Source organism: Streptomyces sp. NPDC051315 (assembly GCF_044455165.1).
Classification (GTDB): domain Bacteria; phylum Actinomycetota; class Actinomycetes; order Streptomycetales; family Streptomycetaceae; genus Streptomyces.
Genome location: NZ_JBITEN010000007.1, coordinates 187,300 through 208,753 on the forward strand (window position 1 = coordinate 187,300; position 21,454 = coordinate 208,753).

The 21,454-nt window shown below is 72.9% G+C and carries 22 protein-coding genes and 2 tRNA genes; 11 read left to right on the forward strand and 13 right to left on the reverse strand.

The features are described 5' to 3' along the window. Nucleotides 1-44 precede the first annotated feature (44 nt). From ehuB to ACIBBD_RS15915, 6 genes are all read left to right on the forward strand, one after another. A complete protein-coding gene (gene ehuB, locus ACIBBD_RS15890; RefSeq protein ID WP_399419969.1) occupies nucleotides 45-959 on the forward strand; it encodes an ectoine/hydroxyectoine ABC transporter substrate-binding protein EhuB in 915 nt (304 codons plus the stop codon). After that, entirely contained in the window at nucleotides 956-1,600 is a 645-nt protein-coding gene (gene ehuC / locus ACIBBD_RS15895) for an ectoine/hydroxyectoine ABC transporter permease subunit EhuC (RefSeq protein ID WP_399419971.1), read from the forward strand. Before ehuB ends, ehuC begins: the two co-directional genes overlap by 4 nt. Beyond that, entirely contained in the window at nucleotides 1,597-2,247 is a 651-nt protein-coding gene (ehuD, locus tag ACIBBD_RS15900; RefSeq protein ID WP_399419972.1) for an ectoine/hydroxyectoine ABC transporter permease subunit EhuD, read from the forward strand. The genes ehuC and ehuD overlap by 4 nt, the downstream gene beginning before the upstream one ends. Further along, nucleotides 2,237-3,019: an ectoine/hydroxyectoine ABC transporter ATP-binding protein EhuA gene (gene ehuA / locus ACIBBD_RS15905; RefSeq protein ID WP_399419973.1), complete on the forward strand. Its 783-nt coding sequence runs from the start codon at nucleotides 2,237-2,239 to the stop codon at nucleotides 3,017-3,019. Before ehuD ends, ehuA begins: the two co-directional genes overlap by 11 nt. A gap of 207 nt (nucleotides 3,020-3,226) precedes the next feature. Beyond that, the gene (locus ACIBBD_RS15910; RefSeq protein ID WP_399419974.1) at nucleotides 3,227-3,985 is read left to right on the forward strand and encodes an IclR family transcriptional regulator; all 759 of its coding nucleotides are present in this window, start codon (nucleotides 3,227-3,229) and stop codon (nucleotides 3,983-3,985) included. Nucleotides 3,986-4,086: 101 nt separating this feature from the next. Next, nucleotides 4,087-4,160: transfer RNA gene (locus ACIBBD_RS15915), tRNA-Lys, on the forward strand. 164 nt (nucleotides 4,161-4,324) lie between these two features. Here ACIBBD_RS15915 and ACIBBD_RS15920 read toward each other — a convergent pair. The 3 genes from ACIBBD_RS15920 to ACIBBD_RS15930 all read right to left on the reverse strand — a co-directional run bounded on the left by ACIBBD_RS15920 (nucleotide 4,325) and on the right by ACIBBD_RS15930 (nucleotide 7,340). Further along, entirely contained in the window at nucleotides 4,325-4,930 is a 606-nt protein-coding gene (locus ACIBBD_RS15920) for a lytic polysaccharide monooxygenase (protein ID WP_399419975.1), read from the reverse strand. Between the two features lie 241 nt (nucleotides 4,931-5,171). Beyond that, nucleotides 5,172-6,281, reverse strand: a complete 1,110-nt coding sequence (locus ACIBBD_RS15925) for an SPFH domain-containing protein (protein ID WP_399419976.1) — start codon at nucleotides 6,279-6,281, stop codon at nucleotides 5,172-5,174. A 90-nt stretch (nucleotides 6,282-6,371) separates the two neighbouring features. Then, nucleotides 6,372-7,340: a peptidoglycan-binding protein gene (locus ACIBBD_RS15930; RefSeq protein ID WP_399419977.1), complete on the reverse strand. Its 969-nt coding sequence runs from the start codon at nucleotides 7,338-7,340 to the stop codon at nucleotides 6,372-6,374. A gap of 200 nt (nucleotides 7,341-7,540) precedes the next feature. On the opposite strand from ACIBBD_RS15930, the gene ACIBBD_RS15935 reads away from it, so the two are divergent. Beyond that, nucleotides 7,541-7,614: transfer RNA gene (locus ACIBBD_RS15935), tRNA-Lys, on the forward strand. A gap of 78 nt (nucleotides 7,615-7,692) precedes the next feature. On the opposite strand, the gene ACIBBD_RS15940 is transcribed toward ACIBBD_RS15935, so the two are convergent. The 5 genes from ACIBBD_RS15940 to ACIBBD_RS15960 form a co-directional block, all read right to left on the reverse strand. After that, the gene (locus tag ACIBBD_RS15940) at nucleotides 7,693-8,361 is read right to left on the reverse strand and encodes a class F sortase (RefSeq protein WP_399419978.1); all 669 of its coding nucleotides are present in this window, start codon (nucleotides 8,359-8,361) and stop codon (nucleotides 7,693-7,695) included. A gap of 2 nt (nucleotides 8,362-8,363) precedes the next feature. After that, nucleotides 8,364-8,909, reverse strand: coding sequence for a hypothetical protein (locus ACIBBD_RS15945; RefSeq protein ID WP_399419979.1), 546 nt, complete (start codon nucleotides 8,907-8,909; stop codon nucleotides 8,364-8,366). 104 nt (nucleotides 8,910-9,013) lie between these two features. After that, complete coding sequence (locus tag ACIBBD_RS15950; RefSeq protein WP_399419980.1) at nucleotides 9,014-9,793, reverse strand: HAD-IIA family hydrolase; 780 nt, start codon at nucleotides 9,791-9,793, stop codon at nucleotides 9,014-9,016. A gap of 180 nt (nucleotides 9,794-9,973) precedes the next feature. Beyond that, entirely contained in the window at nucleotides 9,974-10,765 is a 792-nt protein-coding gene (locus ACIBBD_RS15955; RefSeq protein WP_399419981.1) for a hypothetical protein, read from the reverse strand. A 114-nt stretch (nucleotides 10,766-10,879) separates the two neighbouring features. Continuing rightward, on the reverse strand, nucleotides 10,880-12,097 hold the full coding sequence (locus tag ACIBBD_RS15960; RefSeq protein ID WP_399419982.1) for an ROK family protein: 1,218 nt from the start codon (nucleotides 12,095-12,097) through the stop codon (nucleotides 10,880-10,882). Between the two features lie 56 nt (nucleotides 12,098-12,153). Here ACIBBD_RS15960 and ACIBBD_RS15965 point away from each other — a divergent pair, with 56 nt between their 5' ends. Next, nucleotides 12,154-13,221, forward strand: a complete 1,068-nt coding sequence (locus ACIBBD_RS15965; RefSeq protein WP_399419983.1) for a Gfo/Idh/MocA family oxidoreductase — start codon at nucleotides 12,154-12,156, stop codon at nucleotides 13,219-13,221. Beyond that, on the forward strand, nucleotides 13,218-13,718 hold the full coding sequence (locus ACIBBD_RS15970) for a heme-degrading domain-containing protein (protein ID WP_399419984.1): 501 nt from the start codon (nucleotides 13,218-13,220) through the stop codon (nucleotides 13,716-13,718). Before ACIBBD_RS15965 ends, ACIBBD_RS15970 begins: the two co-directional genes overlap by 4 nt. A 115-nt stretch (nucleotides 13,719-13,833) precedes the next feature. Here the strand turns inward: ACIBBD_RS15970 and ACIBBD_RS15975 are convergent, their stop codons facing one another. The 4 genes from ACIBBD_RS15975 to ACIBBD_RS15990 form a co-directional block, all read right to left on the reverse strand. Next, complete coding sequence (locus tag ACIBBD_RS15975) at nucleotides 13,834-14,685, reverse strand: fumarylacetoacetate hydrolase family protein (RefSeq protein WP_399419985.1); 852 nt, start codon at nucleotides 14,683-14,685, stop codon at nucleotides 13,834-13,836. Nucleotides 14,686-14,801: 116 nt separating this feature from the next. Beyond that, on the reverse strand, nucleotides 14,802-15,530 hold the full coding sequence (locus ACIBBD_RS15980; RefSeq protein WP_399420127.1) for a YidC/Oxa1 family membrane protein insertase: 729 nt from the start codon (nucleotides 15,528-15,530) through the stop codon (nucleotides 14,802-14,804). Between the two features lie 118 nt (nucleotides 15,531-15,648). Further along, the gene (locus ACIBBD_RS15985; RefSeq protein WP_399419986.1) at nucleotides 15,649-15,939 is read right to left on the reverse strand and encodes a DUF6412 domain-containing protein; all 291 of its coding nucleotides are present in this window, start codon (nucleotides 15,937-15,939) and stop codon (nucleotides 15,649-15,651) included. 312 nt (nucleotides 15,940-16,251) lie between these two features. Next, nucleotides 16,252-17,055: a class E sortase gene (locus ACIBBD_RS15990; RefSeq protein ID WP_399419987.1), complete on the reverse strand. Its 804-nt coding sequence runs from the start codon at nucleotides 17,053-17,055 to the stop codon at nucleotides 16,252-16,254. A 508-nt stretch (nucleotides 17,056-17,563) separates the two neighbouring features. On the opposite strand from ACIBBD_RS15990, the gene ACIBBD_RS15995 reads away from it, so the two are divergent. Beyond that, a complete protein-coding gene (locus tag ACIBBD_RS15995) occupies nucleotides 17,564-19,036 on the forward strand; it encodes a glycoside hydrolase (protein WP_399419988.1) in 1,473 nt (490 codons plus the stop codon). A gap of 176 nt (nucleotides 19,037-19,212) precedes the next feature. Here ACIBBD_RS15995 and ACIBBD_RS16000 read toward each other — a convergent pair whose 3' ends face one another. Beyond that, on the reverse strand, nucleotides 19,213-19,827 hold the full coding sequence (locus tag ACIBBD_RS16000; RefSeq protein WP_399419989.1) for a dihydrofolate reductase family protein: 615 nt from the start codon (nucleotides 19,825-19,827) through the stop codon (nucleotides 19,213-19,215). Between the two features lie 385 nt (nucleotides 19,828-20,212). On the opposite strand from ACIBBD_RS16000, the gene ACIBBD_RS16005 reads away from it, so the two are divergent. Beyond that, nucleotides 20,213-21,235, forward strand: a complete 1,023-nt coding sequence (locus ACIBBD_RS16005) for a hypothetical protein (RefSeq protein WP_399419990.1) — start codon at nucleotides 20,213-20,215, stop codon at nucleotides 21,233-21,235. Nucleotides 21,236-21,454 lie beyond the last annotated feature (219 nt).

Genomic DNA, 21,454 nt, shown 5'->3' on the forward strand with positions numbered 1-21,454 from the left:
CTCCATGGTGCATAACCCGGATGGTGCCGGGTAGCTGCGCCGCCATGGCTCCACCGAACAGGCACGTCAGACAGAACGCACGCATCGCGAAACCCACACGCCGGTCGCTGCTCGCGGGGGTGGCGGCGCTCGGCGCACTGGGCGCGACCGGCTGCGCACGCGTGGCCACGGCGTCCTCCGCACCCGGCGGCGACCTGCTCGACCGGCTCCGCGCGCAGGGTGTCGTACGTCTCGGAATCGCCGGTGAGATTCCGTTCGGATACATCGACAAGGACGGCCGGCTCACCGGTGAGGCACCCGAGTTGGCGAGAGTCATATTCAAGCGGCTCGGAGTCGACGAGGTGCAGCCGGTGCCCACCGAGTTCGGGTCGCTCATTCCGGGGCTGAATTCCCAGCAGTTCGACGTCGTGGCGGCCGGGATGTACGTCAATCCCGAGCGCTGCGCGCAGGTGATATTCGCCGACCCCGACTACCAGATGCTGGATTCCTTCATCGTCCGGAAGGGAAATCCCAAGGATCTTCACAATTACCAGGACGCCGTGAAGAAGAAGGCGCGTTTCGCGACCGGCACCGGGTACGCCGAGATCCAGTACGCCGTCGAGGCGGGCTACGAGGAGAGCGACATCCTGATCGTGCCGGACCAGGTCGCCGGCCTGAACGCCGTCGAGGCGGGCCGGGTCGACGTGTTCGCGGGGACGGCGCTCACCGCCCGCGAGGTGGTGAAGAAGTCGGCCAAGGCGGAGGCGACCAAGCCGTTCGCCCCGCTCGTCGACGGCACACCGCACGTGGACGGGGGCGCGTTCGCGTTCCGGCCGACGGAGACCGCGTTGCGGGACGCCTTCAACGTCGAACTGCACAAGCTGAAGAAGAGCGGCGAGCTCTTCCGGATCCTGAAGCCCTTCGGGTTCACCGAGGCCGAGATGACCGACCTGACGGCGAAGGAGCTCTGCGGCGGATGACCTCGGGACTCTGGGACCTGGTCCTCAAGGGGGTCTGGACGACCCTCCAACTGCTGGTGTTCAGCGCCCTGCTGGGGGCGGCCGTCTCCTTCACCGTCGGGATCGCGCGCACCCACCGGCTGTGGATCGTCCGCTTCCTCGCGGGCTTCTACACCGAGGTGTTCCGCGGCACCTCGGCCCTCGTCATGATCTTCTGGGTCTTCTTCGTGCTGCCGCTCGCCTTCGGCTGGCAGCTGGTGCCGATGTGGGCGGGCACGCTCGCCCTCGGCCTGACCTACGGCGCGTACGGGTCGGAGATCGTGCGCGGCGCGCTCGGCTCCGTCGACCCCGCGCAGAAGGAGGGCGGCATCGCGCTCGGCTTCACCCCCGCCCAGCGGATGCGCAAGATCCTGCTGCCGCAGGCGGTGCCGGAGATGATCCCGCCCTTCTCCAACCTGCTCATCGAGCTGCTGAAGGGCACGGCGCTGGTGTCGGTCATGGGCATGGGCGACCTCGCCTTCAGCGGCAACCTGGTGCGCCTGGCGCTCCAGGAGAGCGCCGAGATCTACACGTACGTGCTGCTCATCTACTTCGTCATCGCCTTCCTGCTCACGCGGGTGATGCGAGGGCTCGAGCGCCACCTGAAGGCAGGTGTCCGATGAACTGGGACTGGAGTGCCGTCGGCGACTTCATGCCGCTCTTCCGGGAGGGGCTCGGGGTCACCCTGCAGGCGTTGGTCCTCGGCTCGCTGATCTCGTTCACGCTGGGGCTGGTGTGGGCGCTGCTGATGCGGACGCCGACCCGGTGGGTGCAGTGGCCGGTCGGGGCCGTCACCGAGTTCGTCCGGAACACCCCGCTGCTGGTCCAGCTGTTCTTCCTCTTCTACGTGCTGCCCGAGTGGGGCCTGACCCTGTCCGCGACGGCCACCGGCGTCCTCGCGATCGGCCTGCACTACTCGACGTACACGATGCAGGTCTACCGGGCCGGCATCGAGGCGGTGCCCGCCGGCCAGTGGGAGGCGGCGACGGCGCTGAACCTGTCGAGGACCCGGACCTGGCGTGCGGTGATCCTGCCGCAGGCGGTCCGCCGGGTCGTGCCGGCGCTCGGCAACTACGTCATCGCGATGCTGAAGGACACGCCGATGCTGATGACGATCACCGTCCTGGAGCTGCTGGGCCGGGCGCGGCTCTTCTCCCAGGAGCACTTCCAGTTCACCGAGCCCGTCACCGTCATCGGCGTGGCCTTCATCGCCATCTCCTACCTCGCCTCCCTCCTCCTGCGCACCCTGGAGCGACGCCTTGTCCGTTGAGACCAGCAAGAACCCCGTCGACCGCCGCTCCGAGAGCACCGAGCTGATACGCCTGGAGCAGGTCACCAAGCGGTTCGGGGACAACACCGTCCTCGACCACCTGGACTTCCGCGTGGAGCCGGGCCGGCACGTCACCCTCATCGGCCCCTCGGGCTCCGGCAAGACCACGATCCTGCGGCTGCTGATGACCCTGACCAAGCCCGACGAGGGCACGATCACCGTCGACGGGCAGCAGTTGTTCCCGGCGCCGGAGAAGCAGGTCCGCGAGGTCCGCAAGAAGATCGGGATGGTGTTCCAGCAGTTCAACCTGTTCCCGAACATGAGCGTCCTGAGAAACGTGACCGAGGCGCCGGTGAGCGTGCTCGGCCTGTCGAGGGACGAGGCCGAGGAGCGGGCGCGCGAGCTGCTGGACCTGGTGGGTCTCGCCGACAAGTGCGACGCCAGGCCGTCCCGGCTCTCCGGCGGCCAGCAGCAGCGGGTGGCGATCGCGCGGGCCCTGGCGATGCGGCCGCAGGTGCTGCTGCTCGACGAGGTGACCTCGGCGCTCGACCCCGAGCTGGTCGCGGGCGTCCTCGACGTCCTCAGGGACATCGCCCGCTCCACCGACATCACGATGCTCTGTGTGACCCATGAGATGAACTTCGCCCGGGACATCTCGGACCAGGTCCTGATGTTCGATTCCGGCCGGGTGATCGAGTCCGGTCCGCCGGAGAAGATCTTCAGCTCGCCGGAGCAGGAACGGACCCGGGAATTTCTCAGCGCCGTGTTGTGACTACGGCACGTGATCACTCGATTACCCCAGGTCTCGGCGTCGGTTCACGCTTGCGGCATATGCCATAGGGTCAGAGGCGCTGCTGAGAGCGCCGGAGCGGCGCCACAATCTCGCCGACAACCCCTCCCTCCCGCCTTCTTCGCCGTTATCGTGGACGTGATTCGCTGTCCGGATCTACGGCCAGAAAGCGACCGCAGGGGGAAGACCGTGGCGCTGAAGCACGAGCCGACCACGCCCAACCACTCGGCCCAGGACGCCCTGCGCGTCCTGGAGACGGTGGCCGGGCACACCACCGGCGTCACCGACGCCGAACTCACCCGCCGGACCGGCCTCGGCACGGAGCGACTGACCCCGCTCCTGCGGATGCTGCGCCGCGAGGGATACGTCGAGCAGATCACCGACGGGGCGTACGTCACGGGGGACGCCCTGACCCGCCTGGGCTCCGCGCACCACCGCGAGGAGGCCCTGCGCGAGAAGCTCCAGCACACCCTGGACCGGCTGCGCGACTCCGTCGGCGCCGCCGTCTACATCAGCAGGTACGTCGACGGCGAGGTCACCATCACCCAGTACGCCGACAGCCCGGCCACGCCCGCGGTCAACGAGTGGGTGGACTTCCGCTCCTCCGCACACGCCACCGCGCTCGGCAAGAGCCTCCTCGGCCAACTCGACCACAACGGCCGGCGCGACCACCTCTCCCGGCACAAGATGGCCCGCCTCACCTCGCGCACCATCACCAGCGACAAGCTGCTGCTCTCCCGCCTGGAGTCCCAGCCACCCACCGTGCCCCACCTCGACCTCCAGGAGTACGCCGTCGGCACGGTCTGCGCGGCCGTCCCGATCACCGCCGGCTCCACCGCGGGCTGCCTGGCGCTCTCCCTGCCCGTCGAACACGCCCACCGGCTGCGCCAGGCCGCCGACACCCTGAACCGGAACGCGGCGCCGGTCCTGCTGTCACTGGCGATCTAGGACCCGGCCGGACCCGCCCCCGCGGGCGGTCGGAACCACCCCCGAGGACCAGGTAGTATTTTCTCCGTCGCCGGCCGCCGAAGGCGGAGGGCGGGAGTCATGCGCCGCTAGCTCAGTTGGTTAGAGCAGCTGACTCTTAATCAGCGGGTCCGGGGTTCGAGTCCCTGGCGGCGCACGATGACGATGGCGGCTTGTGCTCGCGGAAACGCGAACGCAAGCCGCCATCGTCGTGTCCGGGCGGCATGGGACAGGGCCGGCCGGCCGCGGCGAGGGCACCTACCCGGCCGACCGGTGTTCCGCCTCAAGGGGAGTGCCGAGCTTCCCGGCGTCCCGGGGAACTCAGAACGTGACGTCCGAGCAGGCGTAGAACGCGTTGCCGGTGTCCGCGACCGTCCACACCGCGAGGATCACATGGTGACCGCTCAGGCCGGACGGCAGGCGTCCGGTGTGGGAGAGCGTGGACGGCGGGCGCTGGCCGTTGTAGGGGACCGTGAAGAACGGCGTGAGGTTGAGGTCCGAGCGGGCGAGGGCGTGGTTCTGGTTCCAGCCCTGCTTGGTGACGTAGTACCGGAAGTCGGTGGTGGCGTGCATGGCCGTGAACTGCCATCGGAACGTGTAGTTCTGGCCACCCGTCACCCGGGTCGTCGGCCAGGCGCCGCCGCCCGGTTTCGTGGGCGAGTCGAGCTGGCCGAAGCGGCTGTTCCCGGCGGAACAGATCCGCCCGTCGGCGGGGCCGGCCGCCGGGAAGCCCTTGGGACCCTCGGCGCTCTGCGGCTCCCACTGGATGTCGCCGCAGCCGGTGACGGTGCCGTTCTGGCAGAGCTTCTGCCGGCTGACGGGGAGGTCGGTGTAGCCGTGGCCGCTCGCGCCCCCGGCGGTGAGCACGAAGGCTCCCGCCGTGGTGAGCCCGAGCGCGGCGGCGTACCACTTGGTCTTTTTGCGCATGCTGCCGCTCCTGGAGAACGTGGGGAGTTCAGTGAGCTGTGCGAGCTGGGCGTGCACGCCTGCACGGTAGGTCTAGACCAAGTCTGAGGTTATGGCGGCTACTTGAACATGTCCATACCAATCGCGGGACGCGTTCGGGAAACCGTCTTTGGACGTGTTCGTGGAACCGTCGTGGGATGTGTTCGGGAACCGTCGGGGGACGTGTTCGTGGAACCGTCGTGGGACGTGTTCGGGGGGACCGTCAGGGCGACTGCTCGCCGCGCCCCGCGCAGAACGCCACCGTGAGGTCCTTCACCAGCGCCTTGCGCTCGTAGTCGTCCAGCTCCACGAGCCCCCGCGTGGTCAACCTGGTCACCGTGTCCTCCACCGAGTCCACCACCGAGGTCAGCACCGACGCCCGGTGCTGGGCGTCGAGCGCGGCGATCCGCCGGCGGTGCATCGCGGCGGCGACCTCGGGCGCGTACTCGACGCACACCGGCTGCACCGAGAACACCTCCAGGCCGATCGCGCCCGCGTCCCGCGCGACCCGCCGGGTCAGCGCCTCCCCGGACGCCTCGACCGAGCCCCGACCCGAGCCGGGCGTCTCCACCGGGATCCGCGCCAGGGCCGCCTCCACGCACTCGCGCAGGTACGTCTCGTGGTCCTCCACGCCGAGCGTGGCCCGCGCGGTGTCCCGCACCCGCCACACCACCAGCGCCACCACCCGCAGCGCGACCCCGTCGCCGTCGGCCGCGGGCACCGGCCCACTGCGCCAGTGCCGCAGCCGGACGTCGACCCGGCGGCGCAGCAGCAACGGGTTGACCCACAGCAGGCCGGTGCGCCGGACCGTCCCCCGGTAGCGGCCGAACAGGCCGAGCACCCAGGCCCGCCCGGTCTCGCCCCGCGCCAGCCCGCCGAAGCCGAACAGCCCCAGGGCGGCCGCCGCCGCGTGCGCCGCCCACTGCGCCGGGCCGAGTCCGGTACCGGCGTACGCGGACAGCCCCAGCGACTCCCCCACGAGCGGCGGCAGGACGCCGGCCCACCACGAGGCCGCCACGCAGCCGGCCGCACCACAGGCACCGGCAGCCACGCCCGCCACGCCGGGCAGCACCCGGGCGGGCCGCTCCACGAGCGCGGGATCGACCTCCGCGACCGGCCGGGGCTTCGCCGGCGCGGGCCGCCGGATACGCGGCTGCTCCCCCGTACCCGCCCGGCTCGCCACCACAGCGGCCCCGACCGGTACCGGCCGTGGCTCGGGCTCGTCGCGGAAGAGCAGGTGGAGGGGGATTTCGGTGGTCGCCTCGTTCCGGATCAGCCGGACGGGCCGGGACGGCCCCTCGGAACCGGGCGTCTGAGAAGTGGTCGTGTGCATTGCGTGCCTCCAGCCTCCCCGCCGGATACGCCATGACGGGGAAAAGGACGGGAACCGCGGGAGGGCCCGTGGGCCGGACGGGGAGACGGCCTAGGAGAACAGCCGCCGCCAGGTCTCCGGCCCCGGGCAGCCGTCGGCCGCGCCGCCGCGCCAGCCCTGGGCGCGCTGGAAGGCCTCGACGCCCCGCCGGTCCGCCTCGCCCCAGCGCGGCCCCGGTCCCGTCGTGTAGTACGTGCCGAACCCCTTTTTCACCAGCTGCCTCCCCAACTGGGTGACGTACGCGTTGTCGGCGCCGGGCCGGAACACGGCCCGGCCGGGGTAGACGGGGACGCGCGCGGCCGCAGCGGCGGCGCCCGGGGAGGGCGCGGACGGCCCCGCCGTGCCGGCCGACGTGGCCGCGGTGCCCTGGCCCGCGGCCGCGATGTCCCTGCCCGCGCCGGCGGTCAGCAGCGCCCAGGTCCCCCGACCGGGCGGCCCGTCGGCGTCCGCGCCACGCGAGCCCTGGGCCAGTTGGAACGCCCGGGTGGCCCGCCGGTCGGCGTCCGACCAGCGCGGACCGGGCCCCGAGGTGGAGAAGCGCGCGCCGCCGCGCTCGACGAGGAGCCGGCCGATCCGGGTGACGTACGGGATGTCGGCGCCCGGCCCGAAGTCCCCCCGCCCGGGGTGCGGCACCTTCGCCGAGACCCAGTCCCTGGCCCGCCTGACGATGTCCGTCCGCCTGACGATGTCCGCCCGGGTCGTCTCGGGTGTCGTGACCGGTCCCGCCGGCTGCGCCGGCCGGCCACCCGGACCGTGCCGCGGCGCCTTGCCGCCCTGGGGGGTGTCGGGCTCGTCGCCCCCGGGGACACCGGGCCGGTCCGGGGCGTGCGGGGCGGGGACGGCGTGCCCGGCGCCGGGCGTCGCTGCGGCCGTGGCCGCGACGACGGCCGTGCGGTGGGCGGCGGGGTGACCGCCCAGTCCGGCGGGCAGGGAACGCGGACTCACCCGCCGCCAGTGGACGCATCCAGGACAGTCGCAGTCGCTCGCGGGATCGAATTCCTCGAACACCGGAGTCTCCATGCGATTCCCCTCACGCTCCAGATGGAAATGTCCGCGACTGTGCACAATCGCCAGTCTTTCCCACCGGTGGTGCGGCCGCCCATGCTGACGGTCCGAACGATGGACGCGGCCCCCTTTCGGGAGGTCGGAGGGCCGGCCGCCCCGCCGGGTGGTGGTCGGGAGCACCCCTGGACGTCCTGTAGAGTTAGCGACGTCAGCAGGCGCCGCTAGCTCAGTTGGTTAGAGCAGCTGACTCTTAATCAGCGGGTCCGGGGTTCGAGTCCCTGGCGGCGCACCGACGAGAAAGCCCCTCGCGTGAGCGAGGGGCTTTCTGCTGTCCCGGCGACGTCTCGGCCCACACCGGCCGCGCCGGTCACACCCTGGTCGTGGTCGTCCCGGTCAGGTACGCCGAGACGATCACGTTCGCCGTATAGCTGTTGGTCGCCCGGTCGAAGGTGCCGCCGCAGGTGATCAGCCGCAGCTCGGCGCGGCCCGACGCGCGGGGCCCGTAGGCCTGGCGGGCGTCGAAGCGGTCACGCCGGACCACCTCGACCTCGTCCACGGTGAACTCGGCGACCTTGCCGTCGCTGCGGACGACCCGGATCGTCCCGCCCGCCTCGAGCGTGCTGAGTTCGTAGAAGACGGCGGGCCGGGTCTCGGTGTCGACGTGGCCGACCATCAGCGCGGTGCCGGCCGCGCCGGGCTTCGCGCCGGCCGCGTACCAGCCGACGACGCCGGCCTGCTCGTAGGGCGGCGGGTCGATCGCGCCCTGCGCGTCCAGCCCGCGGGCCACCACCGGCGCCTGCACACCCAGCTCGGGGATGTCGATCCGCTGCGGCAGGGCGGACCCGAGTGGCTGGGCGGCGGGCGGCAGCTCGACGCCTCCGGGCCTGCCGACGGCGGCCACGTCACCGGTGGTCGGCGCGGACATCCCGGGGCGTACGTCGGTCACCTCGCGCCCCCACAGCCACAGCCCGAGCAGGAGCAGCGCCCAGGCCACGCCGGTCAGGAGGCGCCCGGAGGAGCGCTCGGAATCGGACATGGTCAGTCCGCTCCGCGGCTCCGGCGCACTGTCCGGAGCGCCACGACGACGGCGGCGACGCCCGCCAGCACCAGACCGGTGACCGTCTGGGCGGTGCCGGGGCTGTCCGCCCGGGCCTCGTCGGCGGAGGCGAGCGGGGCCGCGCCACCGCCGCCCGCGCGGACCGGGGCGACCGGGGAGGCGTGCGTGGCCGGGCTCGTCGGCGCCGGCCCGACCCTGAGCGTGTGGGTGGTCCTGAGGTCGGCACAGGTGACCGTCACGCCGTAGGACCCGAGGCTGAGCGAGGAGCGGACCCGGGTCTCGCCGACCAGGGTGCCGCCCGTGCCGACGAGCCGGGCCTCCGAGACGAACGCCACCGACGCGGCGGTGGCGGTCTTCCCGGCACAGCCCGTGACCCTCAGCGAGACCTCGGCGCCCGGGGACGGGGTCGACGGGGTCAGTGAGACCTCGCCTCCCCCGCTCGCGCCGTCCGCCGCGTACGCCGTCGGGATGAGCGCCGTCGCGACGACCGCGACACCGGCACAGAGTGGTGCTTTCAGTGAACCCATTGTGAACCTCCAGCTCTTCGGAGGCTCCTCCCGGAGGCGGCGGCCCGCATCTCCAGGGCGGGTCCCGCTGCTCCGAACGGGTTCGTTTCCCGCCGGGGCGGGTTTCAGACGCGGTCGACGAGGTCCGCGATCGAGTCGACGACCTTCGACGGGCGGTACGGGAAGTTCTCCACCTGCTCGGGCCGGGTCAGACCGGTGAGCACCAGGAACGTCTGCATCCCGGCCTCGATGCCGGCCAGCACGTCGGTGTCCATCCGGTCGCCGATCATCGCGCTGGTCTCGGAGTGGGCGCCGATCGCGTTCAGGCCGGTCCGCATCATCAGGGGGTTCGGCTTGCCCGCGAAGTACGGGTTCTTGCCGGTCGCCTTGGTGATCAGCGCGGCCACGGCGCCGGTCGCGGGCAGCGGGCCCTCCGTGGAGGGGCCGGTCTCGTCCGGGTTGGTGCAGATGAAACGGGCGCCGCCGTTGATCAGCCGGACCGCCTTGGTCATGGCCTCGAAGGAGTACGTGCGGGTCTCGCCCAGGACGACGTAGTCCGGCTCGTGGTCGGTGAGGATGTAGCCGATGTCGTGCAGCGCGGTGGTCAGGCCGGCCTCGCCGATGACGTACGCCGAGCCGCTCGGCCGCTGGTCGTCGAGGAACTTGGCGGTGGCCAGCGCCGAGGTCCAGATGTTCTCGATCGGCACGTCCAGCCCCATGCGGCGCAGCCGGGCGTGCAGGTCGCGCGGGGTGTACATCGAGTTGTTGGTGAGCACGAGGAACGGCTTGCCGGACTCGCGCAGCTTCTTCAGGAAGGAGTCGGCGCCGGGGATCGGAACGCCCTCGTGGATGAGCACACCGTCCATGTCGGTGAGCCACGACTCGATGGGCTTGCGGTCTGCCATGTGCGGGGTCTCCTGCCGTACGCGAGGCGGTGCTGCGTGCGCCCCAGAGTAGTCACAGGCCCGATCATGAGGGAATGGCCGGTTTCCGCCGGACCGGGGACGTGGTCCGGGAGTCCGGCGCACGGCCCGGCTCGGGGGCCCGGCCAGGAGGTCTGGTGCGGACGCCCCGTCGCTCGGCGGTCAGCGGCGTCGGCGGGCCAGGAGCAGTACGGCGCCCGCGGTCAGGAGGCAGGCGGCGGCGGTGAGGACGCCGGCCGGGGAGGTCAGACCGGTGGTGGCGAGCTCCCTGGCCTCCTCGGCGAGGTACGGCAGACCGGTGGCCGGGGCGGAGGCCGAGGGCTCGGGGTCGGCTTCGGGATCGGGAGCGGGGGTGGCGGGGCGGGCGGGCGCCTCGACGGTGAAGCGGTAGTCGTTGGACTGCCCGACCCACTCGCCGTCGTCGCCGTGCCGCTGGACGACCGCCGCGTTGGCGGTGACCTCGTTGGGCGCGGCGTCCGAGGTGAGGGCGAGGCGCAGCTTGACGGTGAGGGTCCGGCCCGGGGGGACGGTGAAACCGGGGAAGGGAGCGGGCGGGGTGCCCTCGGCTTCCTCGATGACCCCGCCGGTGAGCACGCCGACCAGTTCGTCCTCGTCGGTCGTCTCGAAGTGGACGGGGTGGGGCCGGCCGTCCGCGTAGAACTCCAGGCGGGGCTGGGCCGGCTTCAGGGAGCGCTCGGCGTCGACGAGGACGACGACCGGGTGGACGCCGGCACAGGTGCTGCCGGTGGTGTTGGTGAGGTCGAGGTACCAGGTGCCGTATCCGCCGCCCGCCCGGTAGGAGCCGGGACCGCCGTGGAGGCGCGTGGTCAGCGGGAAGTCGCCGGCGTCCGGGCCGGCGCAACTCGGGCCGGCCTCCGCGTACGCGGGCGCGGGCAGGAAGACGGCGGCTGCGGCGAGGCAGAGGGAGACAGGCGTGCACAGTCGCATGAACACGTGAGCTTGTCGTACCGGAGGGGGCCCGCGGCGGCGGCGCTCCGTACGGTCGTGCGAGTCCATTCGTTCGGCGGAGGGCGGGAAGGGGTGGGCGGGTCCGGGTGGCGGGGTGGTTCAGCCGGTCCCCCGGCCGAAGACCGGTCCCAGGAGCAGCTGGGCCGCGCCCTCCGCGACGGCACGGGCGCCGCCCGGGGCGAGCCGGACCGGGACCGGGCCCTCCGGGGCGCCCTCGCGGTGGGCGCGGGCGGCGAGGACGGTGGTGACTCCGTCGACGAAGGGGTCCGGGGCGGCCGTGATCGTCCGGCCGCCCAGCAGGAGCAGGTCGATGTCCAGGAGGCCGGCCAGGTTGGCGGCGGCCGTGCCGAGGACGCGAGCCGCCTCGGCCGCGTCGCCGCGGGCGATGGCGGCGAGGCACAGCGCCTCGACGCAGCCGCGGTTGCCGCAGGGACAGGGCGGCCCGTCGAGCTGGAGGACCTGGTGGCCGAACTCGCCCGCGCCGGTACGGGTCCCCCGGTGCACGCTCCCGCCGATCACCAGGCCGGCGCCGAGCCCCGTCCCCAGGTGGAGGTAGGCGAAGGAGCCGTGCTCGCCGCCGACGGCGAGACGGAGGGCGGCGGCGTTGGTGTCCTTGTCGACGACCACCGGAACGCCGAGCCGCCGCGCGAGCGTGTCCCGCAGCGGGAAGCCGTCCCACTCGGGGAAGCCGGTGACGCGCTGCAGGACGCCGTGGGTGTGGTCGAGCGGACCGGGGAGGGCGACCCCGACGCCGAGGAGGGTGGGGCAGTCCGCCCCGAGGACCTCCCTGACGACGCCCTCCGCCTCCCGTGCCACCGCCCCCACGACGGCCTCCGCCCCCGCCCCCAGGTCCAGCGGCACACGCCGCTCCCCCACCACGCGTCCGTCGAGCTCGGTGAGGACCACCCGCAGTTCGTCGCGGTCGAGGTGGACGCCGACCGCGTGCCCGGCCCCGGGGACCAGCCGCAGGACCGTGCGCGGCTTGCCGCCCGTGGAGGCACGGCGACCCGCCTCCGCCGCGAAGCCCTCCTCCCGCAGCCGCCCGGTGATCTTGCTGACCGCCTGCGGGGTGAGCCCGGTGCGTTCGGCGAGCTCGAGCCGGCTGATGCCGTCCGGGCCGGCCGTGCGCAGCAGGTCGAGCACGAGCGCGGCGTTGTGACTGCGCACGGCGAGGAGGTTCGCGCCCGCCATGCCGCCGACGGGGCCGCCTGCCGTACCGCCCACGCGGCTGCCCGTCGCACGCGCCCGGCCGCCTGCCGTACCGCGCGCCCGGCCGCTCGTCGCGCCGCCCACCGTGCCGCCGCTCGTCCTGTTCACGCGCCCATTGTCCCCCGCGCTTGCACTTTGGCAACAGCGTTGCGAAAGTGGGTGGCATGACTGGTACCCCCCTCCGCGTCGGCCTGATCGGCTACGGCCTCGCGGGCTCCGTCTTCCACGCGCCGCTGATCGCCGCCACCGAGGGCCTCGCCCTGGACACCGTGGTCACCTCGAACCCCGAGCGGCAGGAGCAGGCCCGCGCCGAGTTCCCGGACGTACGCGTCAGCGCCACCCCCGACGAGCTCCTCGCCCGGGCCGGCGACCTGGACCTGATCGTCATCGCGTCCCCGAACCGGACGCACGTCCCGCTGGCCACGGCCGCCCTCGAGGCCGGTCTGCCGGTCGTCGTCGACAAGCCGATCGCCGGCACGGCGGCCGAGGCGCGCGGGCTGGCGGAGCTCGCCGACAAGCGCGGCCTGCTCCTCTCCGTCTTCCAGAACCGCCGCTGGGACAACGACTTCCTGACGCTGCGCCGGCTGCTCGACGAGGGCGCGCTGGGCGACGTGTACCGCTTCGAGTCCCGCTTCGAGCGCTGGCGGCCGCAGCTGAAGGGCGGCTGGCGGGAGTCCGGCGACCCCGCAGAGATCGGAGGTCTGCTGTACGACCTCGGCAGCCACGTCGTCGACCAGGCGCTGGTCCTGTTCGGTCCCGTCACGCGGGTGTACGCCGAGGCGGACGTACGCCGTCCCGGCGCGGAGACCGACGACGACACGTTCATCGGGCTCACGCACGCGAACGGCGTCCGCTCCCACCTCTACGTCTCCGCCACGACCGCCCAGCTCGGCCCGCGCTTCCGGGTGCTGGGCTCGCGGGCCGGATACGTGAAGTACGGCCTGGACCCGCAGGAGGCCGCGCTCCGGGAGGGTCTGCGCCCGGGCCCGGGCTGGGGCACCGAACCGGAGGAGCACTGGGGCCGCGTGGGAGCCGGGGAGTCCCCCGTGACCGGCGGTGGCCGGCCCGCACGGACCCTCCCCGGCGACTACCCGGCCTACTACGCTGCGGTGGCCAAGGCACTGACCGACGGCGGTCCCAACCCGGTGACCGCCGTGGAGGCGGCCGCCGCCCTCGACGTCCTGGAGGCGGCCCGCCGTTCGGCACGAGACGGAGTGGCGGTGACGCTGTGACCCACGAGATCACCCCGAAGTTCACCCCGGAGATCACCCCGACCCTGGAGGAGCTCCAAGCCCAGGAGAGGCGGCTGGTCTTCCGCCAGTTCACCCATGAGGACGCCTGGGCGCTCGGCTCCCTCCTGGTGGAGCTGGCCCGGGAGCGCCAGGCCCCGGTCGCGGTGGACATCCACCGTGCCGGCCAGCAGCTCTTCCACGCCGCCCTGCCCGGCTCCACCCCCGACAACGACGCCTGGATCGACCGCAAGCGCCGTGTCGTGGAGCGCTACGGCGCCTCCTCCTACCTGGTCGGCTCCCGTTTCCGCGCCAAGGGCACGACCTTCGAGGAGTCCTCCCGCCTCGACCCGGACACGTACGCGGCCCACGGCGGCTCCTTCCCGATCAACGTCGAGGGAGTCGGCGTCATCGGCGCGGTGACGGTGTCGGGCCTGCCGCAACTGGAGGACCACCGGTTCGTGGTGGAGGCGCTGGAGGAGTTCCTGAGCAAGGGCTGAGCGGCGCCCCTCGGAGGCGCGGGGAACTGCCCGGTGGCCACGGACGGCCCGCGGCCACCGGGCCGCCGGGCCACCGGCCCACCGCGCGCGGTCCCCGTCCCTCCCGGGGGAGCCCCTACGCGTCCTTCAGCTCCTGCCGCTGCCGCCCCAGCCCCTCGATCTCCAGCTCCACGACGTCCCCGGCCCGCAGGTACGGCTTGGGCTCGGGCTGCCCGAAGGCCACCCCCGCCGGGGTCCCCGTGTTGATGACGTCGCCGGGGTACAGGGTCATGAACTGGCTGACGTACCGCACGACCTCCCCCACGGGGAAGATCTGCTCGGCGGTCGTACCGTCCTGCTTGAGCTCCCCGTTGACCCACAGCCGCAGGGACAGCGCCTGCGGATCCGGTACCTCGTCCGCCGTGACCAGCCACGGACCCAGCGGGTTGAAGGTCTCGCAGTTCTTGCCCTTGTCCCAGGTCCCGCCGCGGTCCATCTGGAACTCCCGCTCGGAGACGTCGTGGGCGACCGCGTACCCGCCGACGTGCGCGAGGCCTTCCTCGGCCGACCCCAGATAGCGGGCCGTACGGCCGACGACGACCGCCAGTTCCACCTCCCAGTCGGTCTTCGTGGACCCGCGCGGAACCAGCACCGTGTCGTCCGGCCCGACCACCGTGTCGGCGGCCTTGAAGAAGATCACCGGCTCGGCGGGCGGCTCGGAGCCCGTCTCCCGCGCGTGGTCGTGGTAGTTCAGCCCGATGCACACGATCTTGCCGATCCGCGCCACGGGGGGCCCGATCCGCAGCCCCGCGGAGTCCAGGGCGGGCAGCGACCCCGCGGCGGCCCGGATCCGGCCGAGCGCCGCGTCATCGGCGAGCAGCGCGCCGTCGATGTCGTCCACGACACCCGACAGGTCCCTCAGGGTTCCCTCGGGGTCGAGCAGCGCGGGGCGCTCGGCGCCCGCCGTACCGACTCGCAGCAGCTTCATGAGCACAATCTCCCTCGATCGCGGGGCGCCCGCCGACGGGTGCAGCCATCGGAGGACTGGTCGATCGTCCAAGCTGCGCGTCCACTCCGCAATACCCGGTTCACGTACTGGACCCGTCACCCGTTCCGCGGCCGGTACAGGACGGCCCGCTCGACGGCGCTCCACGCGGTGCTGGTGACGACGTACAGCGCGGCGGCGAGCGGGACGACCGCGACCGTGACGAGGGTGAAGAACGACAGGAACGGCATGACCCTGGTGACGGCCCCCATCCCCGGCACCTCCTCGCCGCCCGCCGCGGCGGCGAGCGCCGGGTTCGTCGCCATCATCCGCCGGGAGAGGCGGTAGCTGAAGGTGGCGACCGCCGTGACGACGGCGAACAGTCCGAGGTAGACCAGCCCCGCCCCGCCGAACACCCCGCCGGCGGCGAGGGCGTCCGTCCAGCGGTCGCCGAGGGGCGCGTCGAGGAGCCGGTGGCCGAGCAGGTCGTTGGTCCGGCCGCCGACCGACGTGTGCGAGAAGACGTAGTAGAGGAGGAAGAACGCGGGCATCTGGAGCAGGCTCGGCAGGCAGCCCGACAGCGGCGACACCTTCTCCCGCGCGTGCAGTTCCAGCACCGCCCGCTGGAGCCGTTCCGGGTCGCGCGCGTGCTTCCTGCGCAGTTCCGCGATGCGCGGCTGGAGCGCGGCGCGGGCCCGCTGGCCGCGCGCGGCGGCCCGGGACAGGGGGTGGACGAGCAGCCGCACGAGCGCGGTGAACAGGACGATCGCGGCGGCGGCCGCGGAGGCCTGGAAGAGCGGTTCGAGCAGCTCGGCGAACCGCTCGACGAGCTGGACGAAGGCGGACATGAGGACGGACATGGGTGAGGAGCCCTCCGGGGGTCTCGTCGTGCCGGGGATGGAGAACCAACTGGCGGCATGACGACCCGCGCGGGGTCACACAGGGTGGGTGTTCGACAGGTGTGCCCTACGCGACGGCCGTCGCGAGGGCGTGCCCGGGCGCCCTGGGCCGCGGCCGGCCGGACGCGTCGGGGTCCCGTTGGGGCAGGAAGGCCGTACGCCGGTCCCGGTCACGGATGGCCGTCCGCACCCGGGTGGGCGGCACGACAGGCGCGCAGCGGGCGGCGACGAGACGGCAGACGGCGAACGCGGCACCGGTGGCGGCGGTCGCGGCGAGCGCGACGGTCGCGGAGAGACCACCGGCGTCGAAGAGGGCGAAGTCGAGGAGGAAGAAGAGCAGAACGGCGGCGGGACGCACGGCGGTACACCACTCGCGGATCACCCGCGCCCCCTTCCCGCTGTCCGCCGTCCCGTTCCGGAGCCACTGCCGCGACCGTCCGGCCGGCCTGTCGCCGTCGTACCTGACGACACCGAACCGGTTGTCGCCCTCGTACCTGACAACACCGAACCGGTTGTCGTCGTACCTGACGACACCGAACCCGCTGCCGTCGGCACACCTGACGACACCGAAGCCGCTGTCGCCCCCGTACCTGACGACACCGAACCGGCTGTCGCCGTCATACCTGAGAACGCCGAACCCGGGACGACGGTTCCACGGCGCGCGGCGCGGTTACGACCGCACTCGTGTGGAGATCAGTTCCGCCCACACCACCAGACGGTACCGGGAGCTGAACTCGGGCGTGCAGGTGGTGAGGGTGAGGTAGCGGCCGGGGACGTCGTAGCCGTGGGCGGGCCCGGCGGTGGAGCGCGGTACGGGCCGGATGACGCCCGTGTCGCGGGGTGAGGTCCGCGGCAGGACCTCGTCGACGACGTACGTGTGGATCGCCCCGGCCGTCTCGACCTCGATCCTGTCCTTCGGCCGGAGCCGGTCGAGGTGCCGGAAGGGCTCGCCGTGTGTGTTGCGGTGCCCGGCGAGGGCGAAGTTGCCGGTCTGGCCGGGCTGTTGGGTGCCGGTGTAGTGGCCGGCGTACCCCTTGTCCAGGACGTCGCGCTTGCCGGTGCCCTCGGCGACGGGGGCGCGGAGGTCGAGGCGGGGGATGGTGAGGACGGCGTAGGCCTGGGAGGGGGCGGGCCGGGGCGGGGGCGGGCCGTCCACGGTGCTGCCGGGCCCGCGGGCGGGGCCGTTGTCCCGCCCGGGCCCGTCGGCGTGCCCGGGCCCGTCGGCATGCCCGGAGCCGGGACCCGTTCCCGTGCCGGGGTTGGCGTCGCCCCCGTTCGCCCACTCACGCTCCAGCGCCGCCACCTTCCGGTCGGCACCCTTCCGCGCCTCCCGATTGGTCCACCACATCTGGTGGACGACGAGAAGAAGCCCCAACACGCCCGCCGTGACCAGCAGTTCGGCACCGCACCACAGCACCCGCCGACGCCGGGCGCGCCGCCGCCGGACGCGGTGGTGTACGACGGGTATCCGCACGCCGACGCCTCCTCGCTGGTGGGCCGCCCGCACGATAAGGGCCGGAGGGCGAGGTCTCCAGAGCCGTACGCCGACGAGTGGGGGCGAGGCGCGGCGCGGGGGGGGGGGGGGGGGCGGCCGTTGGCCACCTCGAAACGTACACCAACGGGTTGAGAAAGGGCTTTGGGAACCCCCCAAAAAACCCCCCCCGGGGGCCGATGGTGCGGGACGCGCGNNNNACGACGGGGGGGGCGGGGGGGGGCGCGGCGGCGGGGGGGGGGGGGGGGGGGGGGGGCGGCGGGGGGGGGGGGGGGGGGGGGGGGCGGCCGTTCGCCTCCTCGAACCTTCCTCCACAGGTTTGAGAAAGGGCTGTCGGAACCCTCGACAACACCACGCGCGGGGCCCGATGCTTCGTGACGCGCTCAAGCGCTCGGCCGCGCCACGCGGCTCGAGCACTCACGTACCCGCATGAGTCACGGCCCGGTGGGGACGACCGGCCCTGTTCTCAGTCGAGTGAAGCGGAGAAGTCATGATCCGACGCAGAACCCTGCTGGCGGCCACGGGCGGCGCGCTCCTCGGGAGCGCCATGGCGGCGGGTACGGCCCACGCCGACGCGACGATCGCCGTCAACCCGGGCACGTCGTACGGCACCTGGGAGGGCTGGGGCACCTCCCTCGCCTGGTGGGCCAACGTCTTCGGCGCGCGCGACGACTTCGCCGACCTCTTCTTCACCACCAACTCGGTGACGTACAACGGCACCACGCTCCCCGGCCTCGGCCTCACGATCGCCCGCTACAACCTCGGCGCGTGCAGCTGGAACACCGTCAACGGCCAGGCGATGGTCGAGTCGCCCAACATCCCCGGCTTCAAGCAGATCGAGGGCTTCTGGCAGGACTGGAACAACGAGGACCCCACCTCCTCGGCCTGGGACTGGACGGCGGACGCCAACCAGCGCGCGATGCTGCAGAAGGCGACCCGACGCGGCGCGACGACGGAGCTGTTCGCCAACTCCCCCATGTGGTGGATGTGCCTCAACCACAACCCCTCCGGCGCCGCGGACGGCGGCAACAACCTCCAGTCGTGGAACTACCGCCAGCACGCCTCCCACCTGGCGGCGACGGCCCTGTACGCCCGGAACAACTGGGGCGTGAACTTCGCGACGGTCGACCCCTTCAACGAGCCGGCGTCGTCCTGGTGGACCGCCACCGGGACGCAGGAGGGCTGCCACATGGACCCGGCGGTCCAGGCGGCCGTACTCCCGTACATGCGCAGCGAGCTGGACAAGCGCGGCCTGACCGGCATCCGTATCGCGGCCTCCGACGAGACGAACTACGACACGGCCCGCTCGACGTGGGCGTCGTTCGGCTCCTCGACGAAGGCCCTCGTGAACCAGGTGAACGTGCACGGCTACCAGGGCTCGGGCGGCCGCAGGGACCTGCTGTACACCGACGTGGTGACCACGTCCGGCAAGAAGCTGTGGAACTCGGAGACGGGCGACAGCGACGGCACCGGCCTGACCATGGCGTCCAACCTCTGTTACGACTTCCGCTGGCTGCACCCCACGGCCTGGTGCTACTGGCAGGTCATGGACCCGTCGACGGGCTGGGCGATGATCGCGTACGACGCGAACACGCTCCAGCCGACGACCGTCCAGACCAAGTACTACGTGATGGCCCAGTTCAGCCGCCACATCCGCCCCGGCATGCGGATCCTCGACACCGGCGTGAGCTACGCGGCGGCCGCGTACGACGCGGCGGCCCGCCGCCTGGTGATCGTCGCGGTGAACACCTCCGCCTCGGCCCAGACGCTGACCTTCGACCTGTCCCGCTTCTCCACCGTCACCGGCGGCTCGGGCGGCCTGGTCCCCCGCTGGAACACGGTCACGACGGGCGGGGACCAGTACCGGGCGTACGCGAACACCTACCTCGGCGGGAAGTCGGTGGCGGTGCCGTTCGCGGCGAAGTCGGTGCAGACCTTGCAGATCGACGGGGTGACGATCTAGCCAGGGAGCGTCTTGCGGGTCAGGTCGCCCTCGAGTGAGGGCGCCTCTCGGCCGGGGCGAGCGCCCTGGGGGGAGGCACTCGGCCCCGGCGGGAGCAGCGGCCTGCCGGGGCCCAGCCTCATCCGTGCCTCATCCGTGCCTCGTCCGTGCCTCCTCCGTCCCTCATCCGCGCCGGGTCACTTCACGAAGCGGTACTTCAGGTGGGTGGCGAGGGGCGTGTCGACCACCCTGACCGGCTCCAGGTCCCGCCGCCCGGCGCCCAGCCCCTCGAAGAGCCGCAGCCCCGCTCCGAGCAGCACGGGCACCACGTGCAGTTGCAGCTCGTCGATGAGCCCCTCCGCCAGGTACTGCCGCACCGTGCTCGCCCCGCCCGCGATGTCGACGTTCCTGCCCCCGGCCGCGGCCCGCGCCTGGTCGAGGGCACTGTGGATGCCGTCGGTGACGAAGGTGAAGGTGGTGCCGCCCTCCTTGACCAGCGTCGGCCGGGGACGGTGGGTGAGCACGAAGACCGGGGCCCGGAAGGGCGGGTTGTCGCCCCAGAACTCCTCCCCCGTGTCGTACATCATCCGGCCCATGACCACCGCTCCGGTGGCGTCGAACCACTCGCGCATCAGCTCGGAGTCACGGTTGTCCTCCCCGCCGGTCATGCCCTGGCGCTCCCGCCAGCTCGCCAGGTCGTGGATCCACTCGAAGAGCGGCTCGGCGCCGTCGCCTCCCGGGTTGCCGACGGAGACGTCGGTGCCGGCGATGCAGCCGTCGAGGGAGATGGCCAGGTCCGCGGTCACGATCATGGTGGGGTGCTCCTGTGGTGCTGGGCCGGGTTGCTTTCACTCTCACGTCGATCGGGAAGGAGCGCATTCGACATGCCGGGCGGGGTTGGGGCGGGGATGGGGCCTACGGGGGTGGGTGCGAGGGCGGGTGCCCGATGGGTGCGGAGGCCGCGGCGGGGGCGGGGGCGGGTGCGTAGGTCGAGTGCGGAGGCCGCGGCGGGGATGAGTGCGGGGGCGGGGGCGGGGGCGGAGGCCGCGGCGGGGGCGGGTGCGGGGGCGGGTGCCTGACGGGGGCCGGGGCGGGGGCGGGTGCAGGGGCGGGTGCCGGAACGGGTACGCGCGGCGTCGAGCCTCCTGGCCAGCAGATACCTCTCCTTTGTCAGCGGGCGGCAGTACGGTGTCCCCCATGCGCCCCGACACGCCTGCCGAGAACGTCGACCACACCGCCGAAGCGGCACGCCTGGAGCGGACCGCCGGCCTGTATCCCGAGGACGCGGAGGCCCTGCTGCTGCAGGCCGCGGCCCACCTGGAACTGTCCGGCGACCGCCCCGCCGCGACCGCGCTCTACGACCGCCTTCTCTCCTCCTCCCCGGCCGGTCTGGAGAACCCGCACCTGGTACGGGCCCTGAAGGCCTCCAACCTCTGGGAGTACGGCCACGAGGCCGAGGCCCGCGCGATCATCACGGGCATCCGCACGGCCGCCCCGCGCGACCCGGCCCCCTGGGTGATCGTCGCGGAGTCCCTGGAGTCCCACGACGAGCTGGAAGCGGCGCACGAGACGTTCACGGAGGGGGTGCGCCTGCTGCTGACGGACGTACCGGAACCCCCGTACTCCGCCCACCCCCTGCTGTTCGGCCGCCACCGGGTGCGCAGGATGCTGGGCGCGGGGCACGACGAGTGGGACGCCCTGGCGGACGCGCTGCATTCCTCACCGGTCTCCCTGGACGAGCTGCACGACCCGAAGCGGGTGTGGTCCCTGGGCTCGGACAACCCGCTGGAGCTGGAGGCGGAGATCTCCCGCCTGCGGGCCGAGCTGGGGACGTACCGGGAGGCGCTGTCCCGCCCCTTCCCCGTGGCCGTCCTGCACTGGCCGGCGGGAGAACTGGCGGAGCTGCTGGCCGCGTACCCGCCCCTGGCGCAGGAGTACCCGTCCTACGACGAGCACCTCGCGACGATAGAGGGCGCCCTGCGGGAACTGGCGGCGTCGGGCACGGCGAACCTCGGGATCGTCACGGGCACCGTCCCGTCGTACGAGGCCTTCGCGGCCTCAGAGGGGTCGTCCCCGGCGGACGCGGACCTGCTGCCGCAGTACGCGACGACCTTGGCAGCGCGGGGCCGGGCAGTGGCCTGGCCGCCGCAGAGGGGGGCGGGGTGCTGGTGTGGAGCGGGCGGGGCGTATGAGGGGTGCCACGGCAGTACGGCGGGCTAGGACACACCGCACCGCCTCGGGCGAGCCACGATGACCCAACCATGGCTCACGTTCGCCCTGATCTTCGCCGTCGGATGGCCGGCCTAGGGCCTCCGCGTCACCTGGGGCGCCCTCCGAGGACGCGAGGGCCTGCGGCGGCTGGGCGTGCGGGGAACACGCACGAAGGGCGAGGTGGTCCGTGGCCCACGCCGGGAGGGGACGGTGCTGCGCCCCGCCCAG

What these genes read in the sequence shown, in the direction of transcription:
- ehuB (WP_399419969.1), top strand. Translation starts at nt 45, where the DNA reads ATGGCTCCACCGAACAGGCACGTCAGACAGAACGCACGCATCGCGAAA.
- ehuC (WP_399419971.1), top strand. Translation starts at nt 956, where the DNA reads ATGACCTCGGGACTCTGGGACCTGGTCCTCAAGGGGGTCTGGACGACC.
- ehuD (WP_399419972.1), top strand. Translation starts at nt 1,597, where the DNA reads ATGAACTGGGACTGGAGTGCCGTCGGCGACTTCATGCCGCTCTTCCGG.
- ACIBBD_RS15920 (WP_399419975.1), bottom strand. Translation starts at nt 4,930, where the DNA reads ATGCGCAAAAAGACCAAGTGGTACGCCGCCGCGCTCGGGCTCACCACG.
- ACIBBD_RS15925 (WP_399419976.1), bottom strand. Translation starts at nt 6,281, where the DNA reads ATGCACACGACCACTTCTCAGACGCCCGGTTCCGAGGGGCCGTCCCGG.
- ACIBBD_RS15930 (WP_399419977.1), bottom strand. Translation starts at nt 7,340, where the DNA reads ATGGAGACTCCGGTGTTCGAGGAATTCGATCCCGCGAGCGACTGCGAC.
- ACIBBD_RS15940 (WP_399419978.1), bottom strand. Translation starts at nt 8,361, where the DNA reads ATGTCCGATTCCGAGCGCTCCTCCGGGCGCCTCCTGACCGGCGTGGCC.
- ACIBBD_RS15945 (WP_399419979.1), bottom strand. Translation starts at nt 8,909, where the DNA reads ATGGGTTCACTGAAAGCACCACTCTGTGCCGGTGTCGCGGTCGTCGCG.
- ACIBBD_RS15950 (WP_399419980.1), bottom strand. Translation starts at nt 9,793, where the DNA reads ATGGCAGACCGCAAGCCCATCGAGTCGTGGCTCACCGACATGGACGGT.
- ACIBBD_RS15965 (WP_399419983.1), top strand. Translation starts at nt 12,154, where the DNA reads ATGACTGGTACCCCCCTCCGCGTCGGCCTGATCGGCTACGGCCTCGCG.
- ACIBBD_RS15975 (WP_399419985.1), bottom strand. Translation starts at nt 14,685, where the DNA reads ATGAAGCTGCTGCGAGTCGGTACGGCGGGCGCCGAGCGCCCCGCGCTG.
- ACIBBD_RS15980 (WP_399420127.1), bottom strand. Translation starts at nt 15,530, where the DNA reads ATGTCCGCCTTCGTCCAGCTCGTCGAGCGGTTCGCCGAGCTGCTCGAA.
- ACIBBD_RS15995 (WP_399419988.1), top strand. Translation starts at nt 17,564, where the DNA reads ATGATCCGACGCAGAACCCTGCTGGCGGCCACGGGCGGCGCGCTCCTC.
- ACIBBD_RS16000 (WP_399419989.1), bottom strand. Translation starts at nt 19,827, where the DNA reads ATGATCGTGACCGCGGACCTGGCCATCTCCCTCGACGGCTGCATCGCC.
- ACIBBD_RS16005 (WP_399419990.1), top strand. Translation starts at nt 20,213, where the DNA reads ATGCGCCCCGACACGCCTGCCGAGAACGTCGACCACACCGCCGAAGCG.